The 21,591-nt window shown below is 69.9% G+C and carries 23 protein-coding genes; 18 read left to right on the plus strand and 5 right to left on the minus strand.

Annotation, left to right across the window (positions count from 1 at the left end; translation table 11 throughout):
* Positions 1-81: 81 nt before the first annotated feature.
* The 6 genes from ACWY4P_RS01900 to abc-f all read left to right on the plus strand — a co-directional run bounded on the left by ACWY4P_RS01900 (position 82) and on the right by abc-f (position 6,315).
* On the plus strand, positions 82-1,365 hold the full coding sequence (locus ACWY4P_RS01900; RefSeq protein ID WP_456208324.1) for an aspartate aminotransferase family protein: 1,284 nt from the start codon (positions 82-84) through the stop codon (positions 1,363-1,365).
* A gap of 2 nt (positions 1,366-1,367) precedes the next feature.
* Positions 1,368-1,859 (plus strand): type II toxin-antitoxin system RatA family toxin, encoded by a 492-nt coding sequence (locus ACWY4P_RS01905; protein ID WP_456208325.1) that lies wholly within the window; start codon positions 1,368-1,370, stop codon positions 1,857-1,859.
* A gap of 34 nt (positions 1,860-1,893) precedes the next feature.
* Positions 1,894-2,940, plus strand: a complete 1,047-nt coding sequence (locus tag ACWY4P_RS01910) for a beta-ketoacyl-ACP synthase III (protein ID WP_456208326.1) — start codon at positions 1,894-1,896, stop codon at positions 2,938-2,940.
* Positions 2,941-2,997: 57 nt separating this feature from the next.
* Complete coding sequence (locus ACWY4P_RS01915) at positions 2,998-3,228, plus strand: acyl carrier protein (protein WP_456208327.1); 231 nt, start codon at positions 2,998-3,000, stop codon at positions 3,226-3,228.
* Positions 3,228-4,448 (plus strand): beta-ketoacyl-[acyl-carrier-protein] synthase family protein, encoded by a 1,221-nt coding sequence (locus ACWY4P_RS01920; RefSeq protein ID WP_456208328.1) that lies wholly within the window; start codon positions 3,228-3,230, stop codon positions 4,446-4,448. Before ACWY4P_RS01915 ends, ACWY4P_RS01920 begins: the two co-directional genes overlap by 1 nt.
* Before the next feature lie 229 nt (positions 4,449-4,677).
* The gene (gene abc-f / locus ACWY4P_RS01925; protein WP_456208329.1) at positions 4,678-6,315 is read left to right on the plus strand and encodes a ribosomal protection-like ABC-F family protein; all 1,638 of its coding nucleotides are present in this window, start codon (positions 4,678-4,680) and stop codon (positions 6,313-6,315) included.
* Positions 6,316-6,332: 17 nt separating this feature from the next.
* Here abc-f and ACWY4P_RS01930 read toward each other — a convergent pair whose 3' ends face one another.
* The gene (locus ACWY4P_RS01930) at positions 6,333-7,118 is read right to left on the minus strand and encodes a helix-turn-helix domain-containing protein (RefSeq protein ID WP_456208330.1); all 786 of its coding nucleotides are present in this window, start codon (positions 7,116-7,118) and stop codon (positions 6,333-6,335) included.
* Between the two features lie 70 nt (positions 7,119-7,188).
* Between ACWY4P_RS01930 and ACWY4P_RS01935 the strand changes: the two genes are divergently transcribed.
* Both ACWY4P_RS01935 and ACWY4P_RS01940 read left to right on the plus strand, forming a co-directional pair.
* A complete protein-coding gene (locus ACWY4P_RS01935; RefSeq protein WP_456208331.1) occupies positions 7,189-8,016 on the plus strand; it encodes a phytanoyl-CoA dioxygenase family protein in 828 nt (275 codons plus the stop codon).
* A gap of 68 nt (positions 8,017-8,084) precedes the next feature.
* Complete coding sequence (locus tag ACWY4P_RS01940) at positions 8,085-8,345, plus strand: hypothetical protein (RefSeq protein WP_456212778.1); 261 nt, start codon at positions 8,085-8,087, stop codon at positions 8,343-8,345.
* Positions 8,346-8,404: 59 nt separating this feature from the next.
* Here the strand turns inward: ACWY4P_RS01940 and ACWY4P_RS01945 are convergent, their stop codons facing one another.
* Positions 8,405-9,706 (minus strand): MFS transporter, encoded by a 1,302-nt coding sequence (locus tag ACWY4P_RS01945; protein WP_456208332.1) that lies wholly within the window; start codon positions 9,704-9,706, stop codon positions 8,405-8,407.
* Between the two features lie 65 nt (positions 9,707-9,771).
* On the opposite strand from ACWY4P_RS01945, the gene ACWY4P_RS01950 reads away from it, so the two are divergent.
* Together ACWY4P_RS01950 and ACWY4P_RS01955 are read left to right on the plus strand one after the other, a co-directional pair.
* Positions 9,772-10,791, plus strand: coding sequence for a GlxA family transcriptional regulator (locus ACWY4P_RS01950; protein WP_456212779.1), 1,020 nt, complete (start codon positions 9,772-9,774; stop codon positions 10,789-10,791).
* Positions 10,792-11,006: 215 nt separating this feature from the next.
* A complete protein-coding gene (locus ACWY4P_RS01955; protein WP_456208333.1) occupies positions 11,007-11,627 on the plus strand; it encodes a pentapeptide repeat-containing protein in 621 nt (206 codons plus the stop codon).
* Between the two features lie 102 nt (positions 11,628-11,729).
* Here the strand turns inward: ACWY4P_RS01955 and ACWY4P_RS01960 are convergent, their stop codons facing one another.
* The gene (locus ACWY4P_RS01960; protein ID WP_456208334.1) at positions 11,730-12,359 is read right to left on the minus strand and encodes a TetR/AcrR family transcriptional regulator; all 630 of its coding nucleotides are present in this window, start codon (positions 12,357-12,359) and stop codon (positions 11,730-11,732) included.
* Positions 12,360-12,431: 72 nt separating this feature from the next.
* Here ACWY4P_RS01960 and ACWY4P_RS01965 point away from each other — a divergent pair, with 72 nt between their 5' ends.
* A complete protein-coding gene (locus tag ACWY4P_RS01965; protein ID WP_456208335.1) occupies positions 12,432-13,025 on the plus strand; it encodes a peroxiredoxin-like family protein in 594 nt (197 codons plus the stop codon).
* A 70-nt stretch (positions 13,026-13,095) separates the two neighbouring features.
* On the opposite strand, the gene ACWY4P_RS01970 is transcribed toward ACWY4P_RS01965, so the two are convergent.
* Both ACWY4P_RS01970 and ACWY4P_RS01975 read right to left on the minus strand, forming a co-directional pair.
* The gene (locus tag ACWY4P_RS01970) at positions 13,096-13,455 is read right to left on the minus strand and encodes a helix-turn-helix domain-containing protein (protein ID WP_456212780.1); all 360 of its coding nucleotides are present in this window, start codon (positions 13,453-13,455) and stop codon (positions 13,096-13,098) included.
* 121 nt (positions 13,456-13,576) lie between these two features.
* The gene (locus ACWY4P_RS01975) at positions 13,577-14,944 is read right to left on the minus strand and encodes an NAD(P)/FAD-dependent oxidoreductase (protein WP_456208336.1); all 1,368 of its coding nucleotides are present in this window, start codon (positions 14,942-14,944) and stop codon (positions 13,577-13,579) included.
* 169 nt (positions 14,945-15,113) lie between these two features.
* Between ACWY4P_RS01975 and ACWY4P_RS01980 the strand changes: the two genes are divergently transcribed.
* From ACWY4P_RS01980 to ACWY4P_RS02010, 7 genes are all read left to right on the plus strand, one after another.
* Positions 15,114-16,115, plus strand: a complete 1,002-nt coding sequence (locus tag ACWY4P_RS01980; RefSeq protein ID WP_456208337.1) for an AraC-like ligand-binding domain-containing protein — start codon at positions 15,114-15,116, stop codon at positions 16,113-16,115.
* 375 nt (positions 16,116-16,490) lie between these two features.
* Positions 16,491-18,890, plus strand: coding sequence for a sensor histidine kinase (locus tag ACWY4P_RS01985; RefSeq protein ID WP_456208338.1), 2,400 nt, complete (start codon positions 16,491-16,493; stop codon positions 18,888-18,890).
* A 5-nt stretch (positions 18,891-18,895) separates the two neighbouring features.
* Positions 18,896-19,312, plus strand: a complete 417-nt coding sequence (locus tag ACWY4P_RS01990; protein ID WP_358847711.1) for a roadblock/LC7 domain-containing protein — start codon at positions 18,896-18,898, stop codon at positions 19,310-19,312.
* An 11-nt stretch (positions 19,313-19,323) separates the two neighbouring features.
* A complete protein-coding gene (locus tag ACWY4P_RS01995; protein ID WP_456208339.1) occupies positions 19,324-19,698 on the plus strand; it encodes a DUF742 domain-containing protein in 375 nt (124 codons plus the stop codon).
* Complete coding sequence (locus ACWY4P_RS02000; protein ID WP_456208340.1) at positions 19,679-20,275, plus strand: GTP-binding protein; 597 nt, start codon at positions 19,679-19,681, stop codon at positions 20,273-20,275. The genes ACWY4P_RS01995 and ACWY4P_RS02000 overlap by 20 nt, the downstream gene beginning before the upstream one ends.
* A 217-nt stretch (positions 20,276-20,492) precedes the next feature.
* Positions 20,493-20,903 (plus strand): VOC family protein, encoded by a 411-nt coding sequence (locus tag ACWY4P_RS02005; RefSeq protein WP_456208341.1) that lies wholly within the window; start codon positions 20,493-20,495, stop codon positions 20,901-20,903.
* Positions 20,904-21,061: 158 nt separating this feature from the next.
* Positions 21,062-21,514, plus strand: a complete 453-nt coding sequence (locus ACWY4P_RS02010) for an Lrp/AsnC family transcriptional regulator (protein WP_456208342.1) — start codon at positions 21,062-21,064, stop codon at positions 21,512-21,514.
* The last annotated feature ends 77 nt before the right edge of the window (positions 21,515-21,591 follow it).

Raw genomic sequence — 21,591 nt, forward strand, 5'->3', positions numbered from 1 at the left:
GGCCCGCCGCCGACGTACTTCGCCCGCCCCATCGCTCGAACCGCTCTGACTCACCACTGCGCATTCCGGAGGACGTTACCCGTGACCGTGATCCAGGGACCCCGGGTCGACACCGAGGAGGAGATCCTCAGCCTGTACCGCGCCCACCTCAGCAAGGGGCGGGCGACTCTCGCCGAGCTGTTCGGCAGCCATATGGAGGTGGAGTCCTCCGGGGCCTGGCTGACCACCAGCGACGGCGAGCGGTTCCTGAACGCCGGCGGCTACGGCGTCTTCATCATGGGCGCCCGGCACCCCATCGTCATGGAGGAGGTGGAGCGCCAGCTGCACACCCACCCCACCGCCACCCGCATCCTGCTGGAACCCACCGTCGCCCGCGCGGCCGAGGCGCTGGTCTCCGTCATGCCCGAGGGCCTGGACCGGGTGCACTTCGCGCTGTCCGGCGCCGAGGCCGTCGAGACCGGCCTCAAGCTGGCCCGTGCGGGCGGCCGCAGGCGCACCGTCTCCATGCGCGGCGGCTACCACGGCAAGACGCTCGGCGCGCTGTCGACCACCGCCAAAGAGGTCTACCAGGCGCCGTTCCGCCCGCTGATTCCCGACGTCCAGCACCTGCCGTTCGGCGACGCGGAGGCGCTGGAGGCGGAGTTGCGTGCCCACCCCGGCGAGGTGTGCGTCATCCTCGAACCCGTCCAGGGCGAGGGCGGCGTGATCATCCCGCCCAAGGGCTACCTCAAGCGCGTCGAGGAACTCGTCCGCGCATACGACGGCTTCCTGGTCCTCGACGAGGTGCAGACCGGTTTCGGCCGGCTCGGCGAGTGGTGGGGCGCCGACACCGAGGGCGTGGTCCCCGACGTCCTGCTCACCGGCAAGGCCCTCGGCGGCGGCGTCCTGCCCGTCTCCGCGGCCGTCGCCACCCGCCAGGCGTTCCGCCCGTTCGACAAGGACCCCTACGTCCACACCGCCACCTTCTCCGGACAGCCGCTGCTGATGGCCGCCGTCCAGGGCGCCATCCGGGCGGTCAAGGAGGAGCGGCTGGTGTCCAAGTCCATGGACCTCGGTGCGCTGCTGCTGTCGCGCGTCTCCGAGATCGCCCACCGCAACATCCCCGGCCAGCTCGTGGAGGTACGCGGCCAGGGCCTGCTGATCGGCGTGGAGCTGGTCGAGGCGGGGCTGGCCGGCGAGCTGCTGATCGAGCTGTTCAACCACGGAGTCGTCGCCAACCACTCGATGATCGGCAGTTCGGTGGTGCGCTTCACACCGCCCGCCACCCTCACCGACAGCGATGTGAGCTTCTTCCTCGATTCCTTCGACAAGGCCACCCGCGACCTGATCAGCGGCTCGGCCACCATGCCGGAAGGCGGTAACTGAACGTGCGGCACGTGGAACTGGACGCCGTAGTGCGCTCCGAGAAGGCCGGATACGTCTTCGAGAACGTCGTCAAGTGGGAGAAGTATCCGCAACTCGCCCCGCATGTGCAGGCCGCCACCGTGCACAGCGCGTTCCCCGCGGAGGAGGGCAGCTCGAGCTGGGAACTCCACTTCCGCAGCGGGCTGCTGCGCTGGACCGAGGAGGAGCGGTTCTTCCCCGAGCGCGGTGAGATCCACTTCGAACAGACCGACGGCGACTTCGACAGCTTCGCCGGCCGGTGGCACATCACGCAGAGCGGCGACGACGTCATCGTCCGCTTCGACGCCGACTTCGACTTCGGCATCCCGAGCCTCGAGGGCATTCTCGACCCCATCGCCGAGCGGGTCATCAAAGAGACGGTCGCCTGGGCGGTCAACGGGCTGTTCGCCCGTACGGAGATACGTGGCGACGCCCCTCTGGGCACCCCCGAGGCCGCGGTCACCGGCGGCGCGTAGGCCACGCCCGAACGCGTAAGGAGAACGCGCAGCTATGAACGGTTCGTTGGAGGGCGTCGCCGTGACCGGCAACGCGCCCGCGTCCGTGATCGCCGGTATCGGGGCGTACGTCCCCCCGAACCCGGTGACCAACCACGACCTCACCGTCCGCCTGGACACCTCCGACGAGTGGATCCGTACCCGTACCGGCATCTCGTCCCGGCACATGGTGCTGCCCGGACAGGCCACCTCGGATCTCGCGGTCGAGGCGGGCCGGCGGGCGCTGGAGTCGGCGGGGCCGGAACACGCGGAACAGATAGACGCCGTGGTGCTCGCCACCACCACGCCCGACCGGGCGTGCCCCGCGACCGCGCCCGAGGTCGCCTGGAGGCTGGGGCTCGGCACGGTCGCGGCCTTCGACGTCTCGGCCGTGTGCACCGGGTTCCTGTACGGGCTGGCCACCGCGACCGGGCTGATCGCGGCGGGCACGGCCGGTCGCGTCCTGCTCATCGCCGCGGACGCGTTCACCACCCTCATCGACCCGCAGGACCGCGCCACCGCGGTGATCTTCGCCGACGGGGCGGGCGCCATGGTGCTGCGGGCCGGTGCACCGGACGAGCCCGGTGCGGTCGGCCGTGTCATCCTCGGCAGCGACGGCTCGCTCAGCGGCCTGCTCCAGGTGCCGGGCGGCGGATCCCGGCAGCGCAACGGGGGCGAGCCCGCGATCCCCGGCGACGAGTTTCTCCAGATGGCCGGGCGCGACACCTACCGGCACGCGGTGCAACGGATGACGGAGGCGTCCCGGCAGGCGGTGCGGGCCGCGGGCTGTGGCCTCGCGGACATCGACCGGCTCGCCGCCCATCAGGCCAACGCACGCATCCTCGCGACGGTCGCGGAGGATCTCGGCATCCCCGAGGGCCGACGGCTCTCCAACATCGCGCACAACGGCAACACCGTCGCCGCCTCGATCCCCTTGCTGCTCGTCGACGCCGCCGCCGACGGCAGCCTCGTGGCCGGCCACCGGGTGCTGCTCACCGCCTTCGGCGCCGGGCTGGCCTGGGGCGCCGCGACCGTTATCTGGCCGGACGTCAAGCCGGGCTGACGCCCGCTCCTCAGCACAGCCACCACCTCCCCGGCACCCCTCGGAAGGAACGCAGCCATGTTCGACATCCTCAAGGAAATCCTGGTCAACAAGCTCAAGGTGACACCGGAGCAGGTCGTCCCGGAAGCCACCAAGGACGACGTCGAGCTCGACTCGCTGGCCGTCGTCGAGCTCTCACTCGTGCTGGACAAGGAGTTCGGCATCGTCATCAGCGACGACGAGCTACTGGAGATGCCCACCATCGGCGACATGGCTCGCCTCATGGAAGAGCGGAGCGCGAGGGTCTGATGGGCGGCCACGATGTCGCCGTCACCGGACTCGGCCTGGTCACCCCGGCGGGAATCGGGGTCGGGCCGAGTTGGGAGGCGGCCCTGGACGGGCGGCCCACCGCCGCCCATGACCCGGAACTCGCGGGCAACCCGGTGCGGATCTCCTGCCGTGTCCCGGACTTCGACCCGGATCGGCTGCTCGGCGGCCGCCGGGCCCACCGGCTGGACCGCTTCGTGCAGTTCGCCCTGGTCGCCGCCCGAGAGGCGGTCGCCGACGCCGGCCTCGACCCGGCCACCTGGGACGGCGGCCGCGTCGGGGTGGTCCTCGGGTGCGCGGACGGCGGCCCCGGCACCGTGGAGGCACAGCACCGGGTGCTGATCGAGGAGAACCCCGCCTGGGTGTCCCCGCTGCTGCTGCCGATGCAACTGCCCAACATGCTCGCCGGGCAGACCGCCATCGAGTTCAAGGCCACCGGCCCCAACCTGGTCGTGGCCACCGCCTGCGCCTCCGGCGCCAGCGCCATCGGCACCGCACGCGATCTCCTCACCCTCGACCGCTGTGACATCGTCCTCACGGGCGGCAGCGAAGCGATGATCACCCCTCTGGTCATGGCCGGATTCGCCAAGATGGGCGCCCTGTCCAAACGCGAGGACGACCCGGCCACCGCCTCCCGGCCCTTCGACGCCGACCGCGACGGCTTCGTCGCGGGAGAGGGCGCGGGTGTGCTCGTCCTCGAACGCGTCGCCGACGCGACGGCCCGTGGCGCACGCGTACGGGCCAGAATCGCCGGCTACGGCGCGACCGCCGACGCCCACCACGTGACCTCGCCGCACCCGGACGGCATCGGCATCGAGGCGGCGCTGCACGCGGCACTCGCGGACGCCGGCGCCCGCCCGGAGGACGTCCAGCACATCAACGCGCACGGCACCTCCACCCCGCTGAACGACCTGGCCGAGGGCCGCATGCTGCACCGCGCGCTCACCGCGGACCCGCTGGTGACCTCCACCAAGGGCGTCACCGGCCATCTGCTGGGCGCGGCCGGCGCGGTGGAAGCGGCATTCAGCGTGCTCGCCGTCGAACACCAATGTGTGCCACCCACCGCCAATCTGTACACGCCCGACCCTCGCCTCGACATCAAGATCCCCACTGCCCCGACCACCACCCGTATCGACCTCGCCCTCTCCAACTCCTTCGGCTTCGGGGGCCAGAACGCGGTCCTGGCGATAGCGAGGGCATAGCCGAGGCTGCTGCTAAAGTGGCAGGGCCATTCATCGTGCATCAGATCGTGCATCAGGGAGACCAGACATGGCGGGTGACGACGACATCTCCGGGTGATACCCGGATGTGATCGGCCACCGGCAGGCGCCGAGGAGCGCCGCCGCTGTGGCCATGTCGTCGTTCCCTTGCCCCATGCCTCCAGCGGGACAGCAGCCTCAGCGCACCCGCGTCACATCAAAGGTCTCTCGTATGTCCGACACCTTTATCGTCTGCTCCAACCTGTCCTTTTCCTGGTCCGACGACACCACCGTCTTCGACGACCTGTCCTTCACCCTGGGTGGCGGCCGTACGGGCCTGGTCGCGCCCAACGGCGCCGGCAAGAGCACCCTGCTCAAACTGGTCGCCGGCGAACTGCGACCCCGCGGTGGGAGCGTGTCCATCAGCGGGACGCTCGGCTACCTCCCGCAGAGCCTGCCCTTGACCGGTGACCTGACGGTGGCCGAGGTCCTGGGCATCGCCGCGGTGATCAGGGCTCTGGACGCCGTCGAGTCCGGAGACGTGGGCGAGGAACACTTCGCCACCATCGGCGACGACTGGGACATCGAGGAGCGGACCCGCGCCCAGCTGGACCGGCTCGGCCTGGCCGACATCGCTCTCGACCGCAGTCTGGACACTCTCAGCGGCGGCCAGATCGTCACCCTCGGTCTGGTGGCCCAGTTGCTGAAGCGGCCCGACGTCCTGCTGCTCGACGAACCGACCAACAACCTCGACCTCGAAGCGCGCCACAAGCTCTACGACGTGCTGGAGGGCTGGGCCGGCTGTCTGCTGCTGGTCAGCCACGACCGGGCGCTGCTCGACCGCATGGACCGCATCGCCGAGCTCGACCGCGGCGAACTGCGCTTCCACGGAGGCAACTTCACCGCCTACGAGCAGGCCGTGCACGCCGAGCAGGAAACCGCCGAAAAGAACATCCGCAACGCCGAGCAAGAGCTGAAGCGGGAGAAGCGGGAGCTACAGCAGGCCCGCGAGCGGGCCGAGCGACGCGCGAGCAACGCCGCCCGCAACCTGAAGAACGCGGGCCTGCCGAAGATCTTCGCCGGCACCATGAAACGTGGCGCGCAGGAGTCCGCGGGCAGGGCCGGCCAGACACACGCCGCCCGGGTCGGCGAGGCCAGAGCCCGACTCGACGAGGCGGGCCGTGCCCTGCGGGACGAGCAGAGGATCGTACTGAACTTGCCGGAGACCAATGTCCCCGCCGGGCGCACCGTCTTCCTCGGCGAACGGATGCAGGTCCGCTACGGCGAGCGGCCCCTGTTCGCCCACGGCGGCGTCGACCTGGCCGTCCGTGGCCCCGAACGCATCGCGCTGACCGGGTCCAACGGCGCGGGCAAGTCCACGCTGCTGCGCCTGATCAGCGGCGATCTCCAGCCGGACACCGGAGAGGTCAGGCGAGCCGACGGGCGGGTGGCCTACCTCTCGCAGCGGCTGGACCTGCTGGACCTCGACCGCACGGTGGCCGAGAACTTCGCCGCGTCCGCCCCCGGCACGGCCGAGGCGGAGCGGATGAACCTGCTCGCGCGCTTCCTCTTCCGGGGCACCCGGGCCCATCTCCCCGCCGGGGTGCTGTCCGGCGGCGAGCGGCTGCGCGCCACCCTGGCCTGCGTCCTGTGCGCCGAGCCGGCCCCGCAGCTGCTCCTGCTGGACGAGCCGACCAACAACCTCGATCTCGTCAGCGTCGGCCAGCTGGAGGGCGCGCTCGGCGCCTACGAGGGCGCGTTCGTGGTCGTCAGCCACGACGAGCGCTTCCTCACGGAGATCAAGGTGGACCGGTGGCTGCGGCTGGACGGGGGACGGCTGCTGGAAACGGGGGCTCCCGGTGACAGCTGAGGCCGGGGACGAGCACGTCACCCGCTCGCGGCCTCCCGCACCGCGCGCGGCGACGCCCCCAGCTCCTTGCGGCACGCCTTGTTGAACGCCTGGAGGTCCGGGATGCCGACCGTCGCCGCGACCGCGGGGATCGCCAGGGTCGAGGCCTCCAGCAGGTGCCGGGCCCGCTCCAGGCGACGCCGCCTGATGTAGCCGACGACCGTGTCCCCGGTCCCCTCGCGGAACAGCCGGGTCAGATGGGTGTGCGAGACACCGGCGGCGCGGGCGACCTCCGGGACGCTCAGGGGGCCGGCCAGGCGCTCCTCGATATGGGCCAGGGCCGTCCGCAGAGCGGGGTGTCGCGATCTTGAGCGGTTCTCGGCGGTGTCGGCCAGGCCGGTCATGCGCCACAGCACCGTCCACAGTTCCGCCGACGCCCACGCCGGGGACTGGGCGGTGGCCGCGACCGTCTGCCGCAGCAGCCCGCTCAGCACCGCCGCGTCCGCACCGGCGTCCTGCATCACCGGCACCGTCCGCCGCTCCCCGCCGCCGGGCAGCCGGAAGTGCGCGTACAAGTGCTCGCAGCGCCGCGCGCCGTAGTGGAAGTGCACCTCCGCGTCCGGCGGCACCAGGCTCACGTATCCGGGGCGGATCGGATGTGTCGAGCCGCCCAGCGCCAACGTGCCCGAGTAGCCGTACAGATGGAGCTGCCACAGGTGAGGGAGGCGGAACACCTCGTGGGGGCCGGTCGATCCGTGCACCCCCACACCCGCGTTCACCGCCTGCGGCGGCAGGTCGAGGGCCAGTTCCACGCGCCGGGTCATGGTGAGAATTTACCAGTCGTTGCTGATTACAACCCACGACTGCCAGGGTGAGGCTTCCTATGGTTGTCGCATGTCAACCACACGACACCTTCTGACTTCCGTCCAGGTGGCGCAGTTCGTGGCGCATGGCTTTCTGCGGCTCGACGGGATCGTCCCCCAGGAGATGAACGACGAGGCGTTCGGCGTCTTCGACACCGGGGTGCCCTCGGTGCCGTACGGCAGCCCCGTCGCCAAGGCGTTCCCCGAGGGCTCCTTCGCCCGTCGGCTCGTCGACCTCCCCGCCGTAGCGGGCGCGTTGACGAGTCTGGTGGGGCCGGACCCGACCGTCGACCACCACTTCGTGCACACCCGGGAACCGCACGAGGGCAGCGCCCAGCCGCTGCACGCCGACGCCCTCATCGACCTGCGGCCCGACGCGTTCGACGTGCAGCTCATGTACTACCCGCAGGAGGTCACCGCGGAGATGGGCGGCACGCTCATCGTCCCGGGTAGCCATCTGCGCCGCACCAACGAATCCGACACCGGCCGCTACCAGAACCTGCTCGGCCAGACCCGGCTGACCTGTCCGGCCGGCACCGTCATCCTGCTGCATCACGGGATCTGGCACGGCGGACGCCGCAACGACAGCGACCGTACCCGCTCCATGTACAAGATCCGCTTCAACCCGACCGTGCCGCAGGTCCGCCTGTGGGACACCACAGACCTCAACAGCCCTGCCGGCCCGGCCGTCAGCGAGGAGCTGTCACGGCGCTTCCCGTGGTATGAGCCGGCCACCGCCCGGCTGGAGATCTACAACCGCATCAAGCTGTGGCGGGCCATGACCGCCGACCCCGACTTCGACATCGACTACTGGGCCACCCGCATCGCCAACCGGCCCGCGCAGAGGAGCGAGGCGTGACCAGCCAGAACAGCGAGCACAGCGAGAACAGCGAGCACACCACGGACACCGGGATCGTGGAGAACGTGGTGAGGCAGCAGGTCCTCGTCCTGTACCTGCAAACCTCCGCCCTCGACTCCGGGGTCGTCGGCTGGGCCCGCTACGACGGCACCGGCCGCACCCACCCCACGACCGGCGACAGCGACGAGCCCCCGTACCAGACGGGTGTCGCCGCGCTCGAGAACGGCTGGCGGCTGTTCCAGGCCGCCCAGCTCATCCCACCGTACCCCGGGGCGGAGCACGAGACGTCGTTCCTCAAGCACGAGTTCTTCTTCGAGAAGCTCGTCTGACCGACAATCGGCCGTCGCGCTCACCGGAGCGCTGACGGCCGCGGACGGCCTGTGCTTGGTCATCGACCTCTGACCCGCACGACAGGCTGACCCGAACGGAAAGCGAGGGCCAGCAGGGCCGCGACCAGGCAGACCGCGCTCAGCGCGGTCCAGACGACGTCGTAGGTGCCGAACAGATCGCGGGCGGTGGCGCCCAGGAAGGCCGATGTGCCCGCGCCCAGTTGGTGAGCGGAGTTGGTCCAGCCGAAGACGATGGGACCGTCCTCGCCGTAGCAGCGCCGAGCGAGCGCGATGACCGGCGGGACAGTCGCCACGTCGACGAGGCCGTAGACGACCAGGAACACGATCAACGAGGGCTGGACGGTCGACGAGAGCACCATCGGCAGCGCCAGCAAGGTGAGCGCGCGGGTCGAGAAGTACACGGACAGCAGAACACGCGGGTCGATACGGTCCGTGAGCCAGCCGGAGACAACGGCGCCCAGAGAGGAGAAGACACCGATCAGAGACAGCATCGAGGCCGCCACGGTGACCCGCATTCCGTGGTCGTGGGCCGCGGGCGCCCAATTGCTCCACATGATCCCGTTGGTGGAGGCGCCACAGATGAAGAACATGCCGGCCAGCAGCCAGAACGGTCCGGTGCGGGCGGCGTCGTACAGGACCTTCAGGGTGCGCATGGCCGCCCCGGCCGCGGGCATCGGCTTGGGCACGAACGTGTCGGCTCCATACGGCTTCATGCCCACGTCGGCCGGGTGGTCGCACAGCAGCAGCCACACCAGTCCGGTCACTGCCAGCGCCACGAGCGCCAGCGTCACCACCGGCGGCCGCCAGCCGTAACCATCGACGGCCCAGGCGAGCAGGGGCAGAAACAGCAGCTGCCCCAGATGGCTGGAGGCACTGAGCGCACCGGTGACCAGGCCGCGCCGCCGCTCGAACCAGGCGCCGCTGAGGGTGGCGGCGAAGGTCATGGTGAGGCAGCCACTGCCAAGGCCGATCAAGACGCCCCAGTAAGCGACCAGTTGCCAGGCCGCCGTCATGACGCTGGTGAGCACGGCTCCCGTGGCGATGAGGAGCAGGGCGCCGACGACCACACGGCGCAGGCCGAAGCGGTCCATGAGGGCCGCCGCGAAGGGGGCGGTGAGGCCGAAGAGCACCATGTTCACCGAAGCCGCCAGCGCGATGTGTCCGCGGTCCCAGGCGTATTCCTCATGCAGGGGAGTCACCAGCAGGCCGGGAACGGTCGTGAACGCGCCGGCCGTGACGATGGCCGCCCCCGCCGTAACGGCGATCACCCAGGCGCGGTGCGGCCGGAGCCTCGGTGTCTGCGATGCGGTGGTCGGTGAGGTCTGGGTCTGCTGAGCCATGGCTCAACACTGATCGCCGAGGGTCCGTCGAATCGAGTGTCTGGATGGCCGTGATGCGCAAGTATATGGCCATGGCTGTTTTCTCGCGCCCCGACCGCCACCATGTCGCCGTCCTTGCCCGCCAGGTGCTGCTCCCGATCGAGCTGGGCATCGTTCACCAGCTCTTCGGCCAGGCGAGAGCGGGGGCCTCGGGGGACGGGGAGCCCCTGTACGAGGTCGTCACCTGCGCGCTGAAGGCCGGCGAGCTTCGCACGGACGGCGACTTCACGGTGACAGTCCCCCATGGCCCCGAGGCCCTCGCCGAAGCCGACACCGTGATGGTGCTGTCTTCCTACGAGGACTACACACAGACCGAGCCGGCGATATCGCCGCAGCTCAGCGACGCACTCGCCCTCATCCGCCCAGGCACACGCGTGGCTTCCATCTGCACGGGCGCCTTCGTGCTCGCCTCCGCCGGGCTGCTGGACGGACACACCGCGACGACGCACTGGCGCTACACGGACCGCTTCGCCGACCTCTTCCCCCAGGTCCGAGTGGACGCCGACGTTCTCTACACGGACGGCGGGGACGTGCTGACCTCCGCCGGCTGCGCCTCCGGAATCGACCTGTGTCTGCACATGATCCGCAGTGACCACGGCACGGCCGTCGCCAACGACGTCGCCCGCCGCACGGTTGTGCCGCCCCACCGCGACGGCGGACAGGTCCAGTACATACGCCGCCCCGTCCCCGAACCCATGTCGCCCTCGACCTCGGCCGCCCGCAGTTGGGCACTGGAGCGCCTCGAGGAGCCCATCACCTTGCAGCAGATGGCGTCCCAGGAGGCCATGAGCGTACGGCACTTCACCCGCCGCTTCCGGGAAGAGGTCGGCATGACCCCGATGAACTGGCTGATCCAACAACGTATCGAACGCGCCAGGGAACTGCTGGAGGAATCAGACCTGCCCGTCAGCCACGTCGCCGCACGGGCGGGTCTGGGCACGGCCGCAAATCTGCGGCAGCACTTCCAGACGGCACTGGGCACCTCGCCGGGAGGCTACCGGGCAACATTCCGCGGTCCCGTCGACCCTCCGCGCGCCGCCGCCTGACACCGGTCCTGGGGTACGCCCGGAAGGCAACACGCGGGGACCGCGGCGAGTGCGGCACCCGTTCCCGGGGCTCGTCTACGCTGGCGGACGGCGCGGGCACCACGGTTTCCCGCGCCCTCGTCGGTACCGCACGGCACTCCGCGACCAAGCGGCGGCAGGGATGGCCCATGAACACGCGTTGGCCCCGTTCGCTCTCTTGCGTCATCGTGACCGCCATGTCCTCGGCGTTTCTCTTCGGCTGCGGGGAGGACAGCCATGGCCGGAGCTGTTCCGACCACACGGGCAAGGACCTCTCCAGCCGTACCGTCGCCGGTGACGAGCTGTGGCAGAAGACACTGCGCTGCGTCAACCTCGAAGGCTCCACGCTGACCGGCCTGGTGTCCACAGCGAACCTGCGCCACGGCAACCTCTACAAAGCGCGGCTGACCGGCGCGTCGCTGGAGAACGTCGACCTGCGCGATGCCGACCTCCGCGGGGCCGACCTCAGCTCCGCCTCCCTCTCGGAGGTCGACCTGCGGGGCGCCGATCTGAGCGACGCTCTGCTCGGCAAGGGTCTCCTCGCGGACGTCAGCTTCGGCGGCGCACACCTGGCCGACGCGGATCTGCGGGCGGCGTCCCTCACCCACGTCGACCTCACCGAAGCGGACCTGAGCGGCGCCGACCTGGCCGGGGCAACGCTGTCCGACTCGAATCTCCGCGGCGCGCGGATGCGGGATGCCGACCTTTCGACGACGACTTGGGAGAACGTCGTCTGCCCGGACGGCTCCCGATCGAACGCCGGGGCTTCCTGCGTGAGCCATCTGACCCGGGCGGCCCGGGCGCGGGCTACGTACTGAAAATGTCAGCCACGCCATTGAGGTAGAGCTTCGAAGAGGTACCGACGGTTCGGCGGAACGCCGTGAGGAACGCGCTCGGCGCTGTCCTCATCGCCGGCTTGCTCAGCAAGGACCACCGACCGGGCTCAGACCGCGTATCAGCACGCGGAGCCCGCCGAGGAACTCCTGGTCGGCGCTGACGCTCCGGGCCAGCCGCGCGGTGTCGGCCATATGCGGGAAATCGCTCGGCGACAGCGCCGAGATGGCGATCGTACCCTCACCGGACAGGGGCCCGAGATGTTCCAGCTGGAGAGCCCCGTTCACATAGGCGACCAGGCTGCGTAGCGCGATGACCCGTTGTTCGCCGTGGAAGCCCGCCTCGATGAGGATGGCGAGCACCGTCTCCGACCAGCGGAGCACCCCCGGGGATTGATGGCGGTGAGCGACCGTCAGCGGCAGGACCGCGGGATGCGCGCCCATGGCGGCGCGCAGGCGCCCCGCCATGACCTCGATGCGCTCACGCCATGGCGCGTCCGAAGGTGGCGGTTCGGTGTCGACGGCGCCGAGTACGGACTCCACGACGAGCCGCTCGAGCTCCTCGCGGTCGTCCACATACCGGTAGAGCCCCATCGTGCTCATGCCGAGTTCCTTGGCGACCGCGCGCATCGACAGCCCGGCCAGCCCGTCGCGGTCGATGACGGCGAGGGCGGCGGAGACGAGTTGATCGTGTGTGAGTGAACGGGGGCGTGGCATGGCGCTTGACAGCGTACGGCATACGCCTACGATCGTAAGCGTGCACCGTACGCCTACGAAGGGACACCTCAGATGCCCATGCACCGAAGGCCGTTGGGCCCCGGCTCGGTCGTCAGCCCCCGCGATCTCACCACCGTCTCCGGCCCGCCGGTCGCCGTCCCCGCCGCTGACCGACTGGTCCACCTTCAGTTCCGGCGCTTCGCCGGCTGTCCGGTCTGCAATCTGCACCTGCGGTCCGTGGCGCGGCGGCACAAGGAGATCGAGGCGGCCGGCATTCATGAGGTCGTGATCTTCCACTCCCCCGCCGAGGAGCTACGGGAGCACACGGCCGACCTGCCATTCGCCGTCGTCGCCGATCCCGCCAAGCGGCTGTACGCCGAGTTCGGCGTGGAGTCGGCCCCCCGCGCGCTGCTCAGCCCCCGCGCCTGGGGGCCGATCGTCCGGGCGATCCTGCGCAGCACGTGGGCGGTACTCCGCGGGCGCGAGCACACCCCCGCGCGCAGGCAGCCCGGAGGCCGGCTCGGCCTGCCGGCCGACTTCCTGATCGCGAGCGACGGCCGTGTCGTCGCCGCCAAGTACGGCGAGCACGTCTACGACCAGTGGTCGGTCGACGAACTGCTGGAGCTGGCGGGCCGCACCCCCCGACCGGACCTTACGACGCGATGAGCGAGACTTGACCCGCCCGCCGCACTCGCCGACGACCCCCGGCCCTGCCGCGCCGTCTCCTCGGACCGCGTCAGGCGCTGGGCCGCATCCACGCCATCGTGAAGCACGTCGGCACGTCGACGGCCGCCGCTACCTTGCGGTACGCCCTCGGCGACCGGCCGACGATGTCACGGAACGTACGGCTGAAGGTTCCCGGGCTGCCGAAGCCGACGTCGAAGCAGATGTCCGTCACACTGCGGTCGCTCTCCCGCAGCAGGAACATCGCCCGCTCGACGCGGCGGCGCTGTAGGTAGCGGTGCGGCGTCTCGCCGAACGTGGCCCGGAAGGTGCGCGTGAAGTGCGCCTCCGACACATGGGCGATCCGGGCCAGGGCCGGGACGTCCAACGGCCCCGCATAGGCGCGGTCCATCGCGTCCCGCGCCCGAAGCATGCGGCGGTTGATGTCCTCTGTGGCACGGCTCACGGAGCCATCACACCACAGCTACGGTGTCCAGCGTGGTCACCCGCCAGGAGGCGTCGTCGGCCGCATTCGACGGGTGCGACGGCTTCGTTCACGCGGCGACATCGAGCGGCGCACCGGCCGCGGGGGTACCCTGCTTGCGCACCGCCCAAGCCGCTCGCATCAGCGTCCCGGGACGCATCAGCGTCTTCGCGGGGGAGAGCATGTGCATCACCTCCAGGAAGCGCCGATGTATCACCGGATCGGTCACCGACGCCCGGACGATGAGGTCGCTGAGCCGGGAGGCGACCTTGAAGCCCCGTGGCCGTGGTCCGGGGACGTGCGGCAGCTTCAGGTCGTTGAGGGCGGAGGTCTGCCACGCGTCGTCCACGACGGCCCGGGCCTGCTTGAAGTACGACCATGCCGGATCCCGCAAGGACTGCCCGGATTCGAGATAGGCCGCCAGGCAGGAGGCGTGCATCGTGGCCGAGGACATGCCCTGACCGTAGATGGGGTTGAACGAGGCCAGGGTGTCACCGGTCGCGATGAGCCCGGCGGGGAACCGGTCCAGGAGGTGGAAGTCGCGCCGTCGATTGTCCGGATGCCGGTAGCTGACCGGCTCTCCCATCGGCTCGCCGTCCTCGGCCAACTGGCGGAACGGCGCCGCCGGGTCCTCCTTGCAGCGGAGCAGGAACTCCTCGATACCCCGGCCCGGGCGGTCGTCCGCGTACCCGGCCACCAGGACGATCCACCGATCTCCCTCGACGCGGCCCAGGGTGCCCAGCCGCAGCCGGCCGTCCGGCAGGGTCGCCAGGGACTGGGCCAACGTCGCGCCGTGCGGGCCTTCGGGGCGACGGAACAGCGCGGTGGCATAGCCGAGATCGACGTGCATGCGCCGCGTCGTGGGCTCGGGCCAACCGCCCTCCTGCAGCCAGGCTCCGATCCGGCTGGCGCGGCCGGTCGCGTCGACCACCAGGTCGGCGTCCAGGACATCCTCATCAGCCGTGCCCGTGCCCGCGTATCGCACCCCGCTCACCCGGTCGCCGGTGAAGGCCAGCCCGCGCACGCGGCCGTTGACCAGACGCAGATTGTCGAGCGCCAACACCCTGCGGCGGAGGTGTGCCTCCAGGAAGGGCCGCGTGGCGCTGACCATCTCCACGCCGTCGACCGGCACCTTGAGGCTGCCCTCGAAGTAACTGTGCACACCCGAGCCCGTGTCCGCGAGTGTGGCACCGTCGGCGACGAGTTCGGTGGCGAACCCGGGGAACCACTGGTCGATCCTCCGGCGGCCCGCGTCCAACAGAGCGTGCATCTGGGTGCCTTGCGGGACACCGGGCCGAGGGTCCCGGCCGCCCCCGAAGGCGCCCGAGGGGGCGACGTCATCCCGCTCGAGGATCAGCACCTCGTCGGCGTGATCACTGAGCACCCGGGCAGCCAGCAGCCCCGCGATGCTGCCCCCGAGTACGACGGCCCTGCGCATGTACACCTCCTGCTGTGCAGCTTCCGCTGCGACCGCCCCAGGAAGGGGAGCGACGGAGAACATAGTGAGCTTCCAATCCCGTCATGAACCGACGATCCGCGCACCCGCTCTGTACATTTCTGGATCGCTCGATTCCTGCGAATCATACGAAGGAAGGAAGGATGGTGCGATGAGCCTGCCCCCCAAGACCTCGCAGCCGCCCCGGGGAGGGGCCCCTGACGTCGACGCCTGGCGCGGAATGCTGCACGACGCCCTGGTCGAACTCGACGCGATCCCGATCGGCGGCACAGGGGACGGCGCCGGCTACACGGGCTGGGCCCGCCAGCTCGACCTGGGATTCCTCACCCTGACCGACGTCGGTTCCGACCCGGTGAGAGTCGTGCGCGCCCCCAGGATGCTCACCGGAAACCAGGACGACTTCTACTTGCTGTCGATCGCCCAGGAGAAAAGTCTGTCGTTCAATGGAAATGTGCGGACCCAGCTGCACCGCGGGGACGCGGTTCTGCTCGACAGTACGGCTCCCTTTCAGCTCAGCGCCGACGAGTTCGCCCATCACCTCGTGCTGACGCTGCCTCGGGCGGACGTGGCGCGGGTCATGCCGGTCAACAGGGAGCGCGTCGGACGCCGCATCGCCGCAGAGAATCCGGTGCTGCGTGTCCTGAGGGCCGCGATCGGGGAGATCTGCGCCGGCAGCGAGCGATTCGACCCGGATCTACTGCCTGAACTGGGACATACCTTGCGCGAGTTGATGTTCTCCGTGCTGCGGTCCGATGAGCTCACCGACCAGGCCGGGGTGAACGGCCTCCTCGGGCACCACGCGCAACTCCTGCGCATGCGGGATTTCGTACAGCGACATCTCGCCGAGCCGGATCTGTCCGCGAAGACGGTGGCGGCGGCGTTCGGGGTCTCCGTGCGCTACGTCGAGATCGTCTTCCGGGAAAGCGGCACGTCACCGGCGCGGCACATTCGTGAGACCCGGATAGAAGAGGCGCGCAGAAACCTGGCGAGCCCTCGGCAACGACAGCGCTCCATCGCCGCGATCGCCCGGTCTGTCGGAATCGAGAATCCGACCGTCTTCACCCGTATGTTCCGTCAATTCCACGACATCACGCCCAGCGAATACCGGCGGTCCCAGGTGGGGGAGAACCGCCGCCCGGGCAGCCATGCATGACGGGTGCCCGCCGCCGCGCGCGCGACCCGAGGCCCCGTACGCGAATTGACAAGTTTGTGTGCGCGAATCGTCGACATCGGCGCCCCGGGTTCCGGAACCCTGGGCGCCGATGCCATACGGGGGATCACATGCTCCGGTTTTCCACCAAGCAAGGGAATATTCAACTTGCTGTCCGATTCACCACATAACGCCGAGGGGACCCCTACCTCGGGTTCACCCACGCAGCCCCCTTCCCAGGGGCGCGAGGCCCGGTCGACCGCTGGTAGACGCGGGAAACGGGGCCGGGCCAGGCAGCGGGCGGCCCCCCGGCGGGCCCTTCTCCCGGCACGCGGGCCTCGAGGCCCCTGGTCGATCCGGACCCGCGTCCTGGTCCTGGTGACGGTCCCGAGTCTGGCCCTGACCGCGCTATGGGGCACCTACACGGTCAACGGGTTCAACGAGGCGCTGGACCTGCGGCAGACCGTGCGGGACGTGGAGAGAGTGGGGGTCAAGAGCGAGACCGCGATGGTGGCGCTTCAGGAGGAGCGCCGACTGTCGATGATCTACCTGGCCCGGCCCGGATCGGATCGGCGGCCGCTGGAGCGGCAGCGCGCGGACACCGACCGGAAGCTGGCGGCGATGCGCGAGGCCGCGGGGCCGGTGGTCAAGAGCAACCCGCCCGCCCTCAAGCGGATCTTCGGGCAGATCAGCAAGGGCCTCGAGATGCTGCCGGGATTCCGGCAGCAGATCGATGCACGCAAGGTGGATTACAGCGCCGCATACGAGTTCTACACCGGCGCCTTGAGCACCGGCATGACGTACTTCGAGGCGGAAGCCCGCCTGACCAACGACTCCAAGTCGCTCACCGAAGGCACGACCGCCGCCACTCTGTTCCGCGCGCTCGAGGGCCTCTCCCGGCAGAACGCGGTGCTGTCCGCGGGACTGTCGTCGCCCACCGGCATGTCCGCCGAGGAGCAGCGGCAGTTCAACCGGCTCGTCGGCGTGCAGCAGGAACAGTGGAAGGTGGTGGCGCCGGCTCTGCGGGGAGCGCAGGCCAAGCGCTATAAAGCGATCACCGTCGGCCCCGACTGGTCGAGGCTGGCCGCCGCGGAGCGGTCGGCCATGAAGTCCGGCCGGATCCCGACCCGCTTCGAGAGCTGGCAGACCTCGATGCTCAAGGTGGCGGAAGGCCTGCAGCAGCTCACCTTGGACCAGGTGGAGTTCGCGGTCGGATACGCCAACGACCGTGTCGACACCCTGATGACCTCGGTGATCGTGACCAGTGCGGGAACCCTGCTGGCCATCGTGCTGGCCGTGCTGATCTCCGTGCTGATCTCACGGGCGCTGATCCGCCGGCTCCGGGACCTCCGCGGCGCGACGCTGCGGCTGGCCGACGAGCAACTGCCCCAGGTCATGGCCCGGCTAGCGAAGGGCGAGAAGGTCGAGCTCGCCGAGGCCGTCCCCGAAATCGGGCAGGGTCCGGACGAGATCGGGCAGGTCGCCGGGGCGTTCGCCACGGCGCAGCGCATCGCCGTGCGCGCGGCGATCGAGCAGGCCGAAACGCGCGAGGGCCTCAGCCGGGTGTTCCTCAACCTCGCGCAGCGCAGCCAGGGACTGGTGCACCGTCAGCTCGCCCTGCTGGATACGCTGGAACGCGGAAGCGATGATCCCGATCTGCTCGCCGAGCTGTTCCGGGTGGATCACCTCGCCACGCGGATGCGGCGCAACTCCGAGAACCTGTCCATCCTCGGCGGCGCGATACCCGCCCGGCGCTGGCGTCAGCCGGTGCAGTTGACCGAGATCCTGCGGGGCGCGGCCTCACAGACCGAGGACTACTCCCGGGTCAAGCTGGCCGGAATTCCCGAGGTCAGGCTCGCCGGCCCGGTGGCGGGCGACATGATGCACCTGCTGTCCGAGCTGGTCGAGAACGCGACGACGTTCGCCCCGCCGCACACGAGCGTGTCGATCCATGCCGAGGTCGTGCCCAAGGGGCTCGGGATCGAAATCGAGGACCGTGGCATCGGCATGGCCGACGAGGTGCGTGAGGAGGCCAACCGCCTGCTGGCGGCGGCGCCCGAGTTCAATGTCATGGGCTTCACGCAGGACACCCGTCTCGGTCTGTTCGTCGTCGCAAGGCTGGCGGCCCGCCACAACATCATGGTCACCCTGCGTCCCTCCCCTTACGGGGGCACCTCGGCCATCGTGCTGGCCCCGCCGGAGCTTCTCGAGGTGAACGAGACCCACGCTCCGAACCACGACCGCGCCGAGGCGATGGCCGGGGCGGCGGCACCGGTGGCGAACAACACGCGGTCGTCGGCCGACTCGCCCACGTGGGCAGGCGGCGTCGGGCAGGTTTCGATGCCACCGAGCCCGGAGGGGACGCCACCACACCGCGAGACGACGCCACCGCGCCTGGGGACGACGCCGCCCCGCCTGGAGACGGTGCCCCGCCGGGAGGAGCCGCTCGTGCCCGACGACGTCACACCGATACGCAACGACCTTCCGCACACGGACACCGGCACGGCGCGTCCGGAGCGGCCACAGCGAAGGTCGAAACAACTGCCTCGCCGGGTCCGCCAGGCGAGCATGCAGCCGCAGCTGCTCCATCCCGTGACCCCCCCGGAGCCCGAGGCGGCGCCCGCGGAGCGGTCGGCCGACGAGGCACGCCGACTGATGTCGATGTACCAGCGTCAGTCGTACCGGGGGCGTGTCGACGCGGAGCGGGAACAGGACGGCGGACAAGACAATGAGGCCGGGAACTGGCCGGCCGGAGAAGGGCAGTGGGACCCGCGATGACACAGATGCCGAAACAGGTCACCGACCTCAACTGGATGCTGGACGATCTCGTCCGGCGGGTCCCCAGGACCAGGCACGTCCTCGTGCTGTCGGCCGACGGACTGGTGATCGCCAACTCGCGCGATCTCGGTCGTGAAGACGCCGAACACATGTCGGCTGTCGCCTCGGGTTTCCAGAGCCTGGCCGGGGGCGTCGGACGACGCTTCGGCGGAGGCCCCGTGCGTCAGACGATCGTCGAACTGGAGAACTGCTTTCTGTTCGTGACCGGTGCGGGACGAGGTGCCTGCCTCGCCATCCTCGGCGAGGCCGACATCGACGTCGGTCTCGTCGCCTATGAGATGAACCTGATCGTCAAGCGTGTCGGCGACTACCTCGCCGCGGCGCCTCGACAGGCGGCAGCGGTTTCGCCGTCGCCCTTCTGAGGTGAGGACCCATGTCCGAACCGGAGGACTCGTGGTGGGACGTGGACGCAGGCCCCATCGTGCGCTCGTTCGCGAGAACCGGCGGCCGGACCCGGCCGAGTCGCGACGAGTTCAACCTGATCACCCTGATCATCGCCACGGACACCGACACCGCACGCCACGGTCTCGAGCCGGAGCACATCGTGATCCTGCGCATGTGCACAGGCACCCCTCTCTCCGTTGCCGAGATTGCCGCTCGGCTGGACATGCCCGCGACAGTGGCCAAGGTCCTGCTCGGAGACCTACTCGACATGGGAGCCATCCACACACGCGCACCGATCGCGCTGGCGGAGGCCCCGGAAATCCACGTACTTCAGGCGGTACTCGATGGAATTCGCAGGCTCTGAGCCGTATCCCGGTGCCGGCAGTCTCCCGACGGCGGTCAAGATCCTGATCGCCGGCGGGTTCGGCGCAGGGAAGACCACCATGGTCGGTGCCGTCAGTGAGATCTCCCCGCTGCAGACCGAGGAGGTGATCACACAGACGAGCGAGGGCGTGGACGACCTCAGCGGGGTGGAGGGGAAGACCACAACAACCGTGGCCATGGACTTCGGCCGGATCACGATCAGCCGGGACCTGGTGCTGTACCTCTTCGGTACGCCCGGGCAGAACCGCTTCTGGTTCATGTGGGACGAGTTGGCTCTCGGCGCACTCGGGGCCATCGTGCTGGCCGACACACGCAGACTCGAGGACTCCTTCCCCGCCGTCGACTACTTCGAGCACCGCGGCACGTCGTTCGTCGTCGCGGTCAACCGTTTCGACGGCGCCTCTGACTTCGACGCCGACGAGGTGCGTTATGCGCTCGATCTCGATCCGCATGTGCCAGTGGTGATGTGTGACGCGCGCTCCCGCGAGTCCAGCAAACTCGCCCTCGTCACCCTTGTCGAACACACGATGGCGAGCCGGATGTCGACCGCTCGCTGATGAGAGCGGCGGTGACGGGCTGGGGGCGCGGGGGCGGGCTGGCGCGGGCACGGCCGCCGGTCGAGCCGGGCACTCTGCGCCCGCTCGGGCAGCGGAGTGGCGCTGCTGGCCTGCCCCAGCCACAGCCCGTCGCCCGCCGGAGGTGGGCCCGTCGCCCTCCGTCGCCTGAGCAGTTTTGGATAAGTTTTCGTCCGACCGGCCCGGTAGCGTGATGCACATGTTCAACGCCATCACGCACTCGACCATCTACGTCCTCGACCAGGACGAGGCCCTCGACTTCTACGTCGGCAAGCTCGGCCTGGAGGTCAGCGCCGACGTCGACCTGGGCTTCATGCGCTGGCTGACCGTCAGCGTCCCCGGGCACCCGGAGCGCCAGATCCTGCTGGAGAAGCCGGGCCCTCCCGCGATGTCCGAGGAGACGGCGCAGCAGGTCCGTGAGCTGGTGACCAAGGGGGCGACGGCCGGCTCGCTCATCTTCAGCACGGACGACTGCCGCAAGACATACGAGACGCTGCTGGGCCAGGGCGTCGAGTTCACCGAGGAACCCACCGATCGCCCGTACGGAATCGACTGCGGCCTCCGCGACCCCTTCGGCAACAGCATCCGCTTCTCCCAGCCGAAGTCCTGACAGCGCTCATCCGAACAGGACGGGAGCCTCGGCCTGCCGGTGGCGCCAGGGCGACGCCGCCAGCAGCCCGTCCTCCCGAGAGCGAGATCAGGCACACAAGGCCGGAATATGTTTCCGATCTTCCACGATTGCCGCCTGCCAGTGGAAGAATCTTCTCCATGGACGAGGTCGATCAGAGAATCCTTACCGAGCTACAGCGCGATGGGCGTCTCACCGTCACCGAACTCGCCGAGCGCGTCCGCCTCAGCGTCTCGCCCTGCCACCGCCGCCTGCGCGCCCTGGAGCGCTCCGGCGCGATCAGCGGCTACCGCGCGCAACTCGACGCCGGCGTCCTCGGCCTGACCTTCGAAGCGCTCGTCTTCGTGACCATGCGCTACGAGGACCGCGACACCGTCGCCGCCTTCGAGCAGGCCGTCGCCGATATCCCGTACGTCCTACAGGCCCAGCGCCTCTTCGGCGACCCCGACTACCTCCTGCGCGTGGTCACCCGCGACCTGGCCGCCTTCCAGAAGCTCTACGACGACCGCCTCGCCACTCTCCCCGGTGTCCAGCGCCTCAGTTCCACCCTCGTCATGAAGAGCGTCGTCGAGAACCGTCCCCTGCCTCTGTGAGCCCCGGGTACGCCGGACACGGGTCAGCCGAGGGGCCTGACGGCCGCACCTTGCCGTGGTCACGACACTCTGCGAAC

It is taken from the genome of Streptomyces sp. LZ34 (assembly GCF_053890475.1).

Bases quoted from the DNA above. Each gene is read 5' to 3' on its own strand.
- ACWY4P_RS01930 (WP_456208330.1), bottom strand. From the start codon at position 7,118: ATGACCCGGCGCGTGGAACTGGCCCTCGACCTGCCGCCGCAGGCGGTG.
- ACWY4P_RS01970 (WP_456212780.1), bottom strand. From the start codon at position 13,455: ATGCTTCGGGCGCGGGACGCGATGGACCGCGCCTATGCGGGGCCGTTG.
- ACWY4P_RS02000 (WP_456208340.1), top strand. From the start codon at position 19,679: ATGGAATTCGCAGGCTCTGAGCCGTATCCCGGTGCCGGCAGTCTCCCG.
- ACWY4P_RS02010 (WP_456208342.1), top strand. From the start codon at position 21,062: ATGGACGAGGTCGATCAGAGAATCCTTACCGAGCTACAGCGCGATGGG.
- ACWY4P_RS01935 (WP_456208331.1), top strand. From the start codon at position 7,189: ATGTCAACCACACGACACCTTCTGACTTCCGTCCAGGTGGCGCAGTTC.
- ACWY4P_RS01980 (WP_456208337.1), top strand. From the start codon at position 15,114: ATGAGCCTGCCCCCCAAGACCTCGCAGCCGCCCCGGGGAGGGGCCCCT.
- ACWY4P_RS01995 (WP_456208339.1), top strand. From the start codon at position 19,324: ATGTCCGAACCGGAGGACTCGTGGTGGGACGTGGACGCAGGCCCCATC.
- ACWY4P_RS01975 (WP_456208336.1), bottom strand. From the start codon at position 14,944: ATGCGCAGGGCCGTCGTACTCGGGGGCAGCATCGCGGGGCTGCTGGCT.
- ACWY4P_RS01965 (WP_456208335.1), top strand. From the start codon at position 12,432: ATGCCCATGCACCGAAGGCCGTTGGGCCCCGGCTCGGTCGTCAGCCCC.
- ACWY4P_RS01950 (WP_456212779.1), top strand. From the start codon at position 9,772: ATGGCCATGGCTGTTTTCTCGCGCCCCGACCGCCACCATGTCGCCGTC.
- ACWY4P_RS01955 (WP_456208333.1), top strand. From the start codon at position 11,007: ATGTCCTCGGCGTTTCTCTTCGGCTGCGGGGAGGACAGCCATGGCCGG.
- ACWY4P_RS01920 (WP_456208328.1), top strand. From the start codon at position 3,228: ATGGGCGGCCACGATGTCGCCGTCACCGGACTCGGCCTGGTCACCCCG.
- ACWY4P_RS01945 (WP_456208332.1), bottom strand. From the start codon at position 9,706: ATGGCTCAGCAGACCCAGACCTCACCGACCACCGCATCGCAGACACCG.
- abc-f (WP_456208329.1), top strand. From the start codon at position 4,678: ATGTCCGACACCTTTATCGTCTGCTCCAACCTGTCCTTTTCCTGGTCC.
- ACWY4P_RS01990 (WP_358847711.1), top strand. From the start codon at position 18,896: ATGCCGAAACAGGTCACCGACCTCAACTGGATGCTGGACGATCTCGTC.
- ACWY4P_RS01960 (WP_456208334.1), bottom strand. From the start codon at position 12,359: ATGCCACGCCCCCGTTCACTCACACACGATCAACTCGTCTCCGCCGCC.
- ACWY4P_RS01915 (WP_456208327.1), top strand. From the start codon at position 2,998: ATGTTCGACATCCTCAAGGAAATCCTGGTCAACAAGCTCAAGGTGACA.
- ACWY4P_RS02005 (WP_456208341.1), top strand. From the start codon at position 20,493: ATGTTCAACGCCATCACGCACTCGACCATCTACGTCCTCGACCAGGAC.
- ACWY4P_RS01910 (WP_456208326.1), top strand. From the start codon at position 1,894: ATGAACGGTTCGTTGGAGGGCGTCGCCGTGACCGGCAACGCGCCCGCG.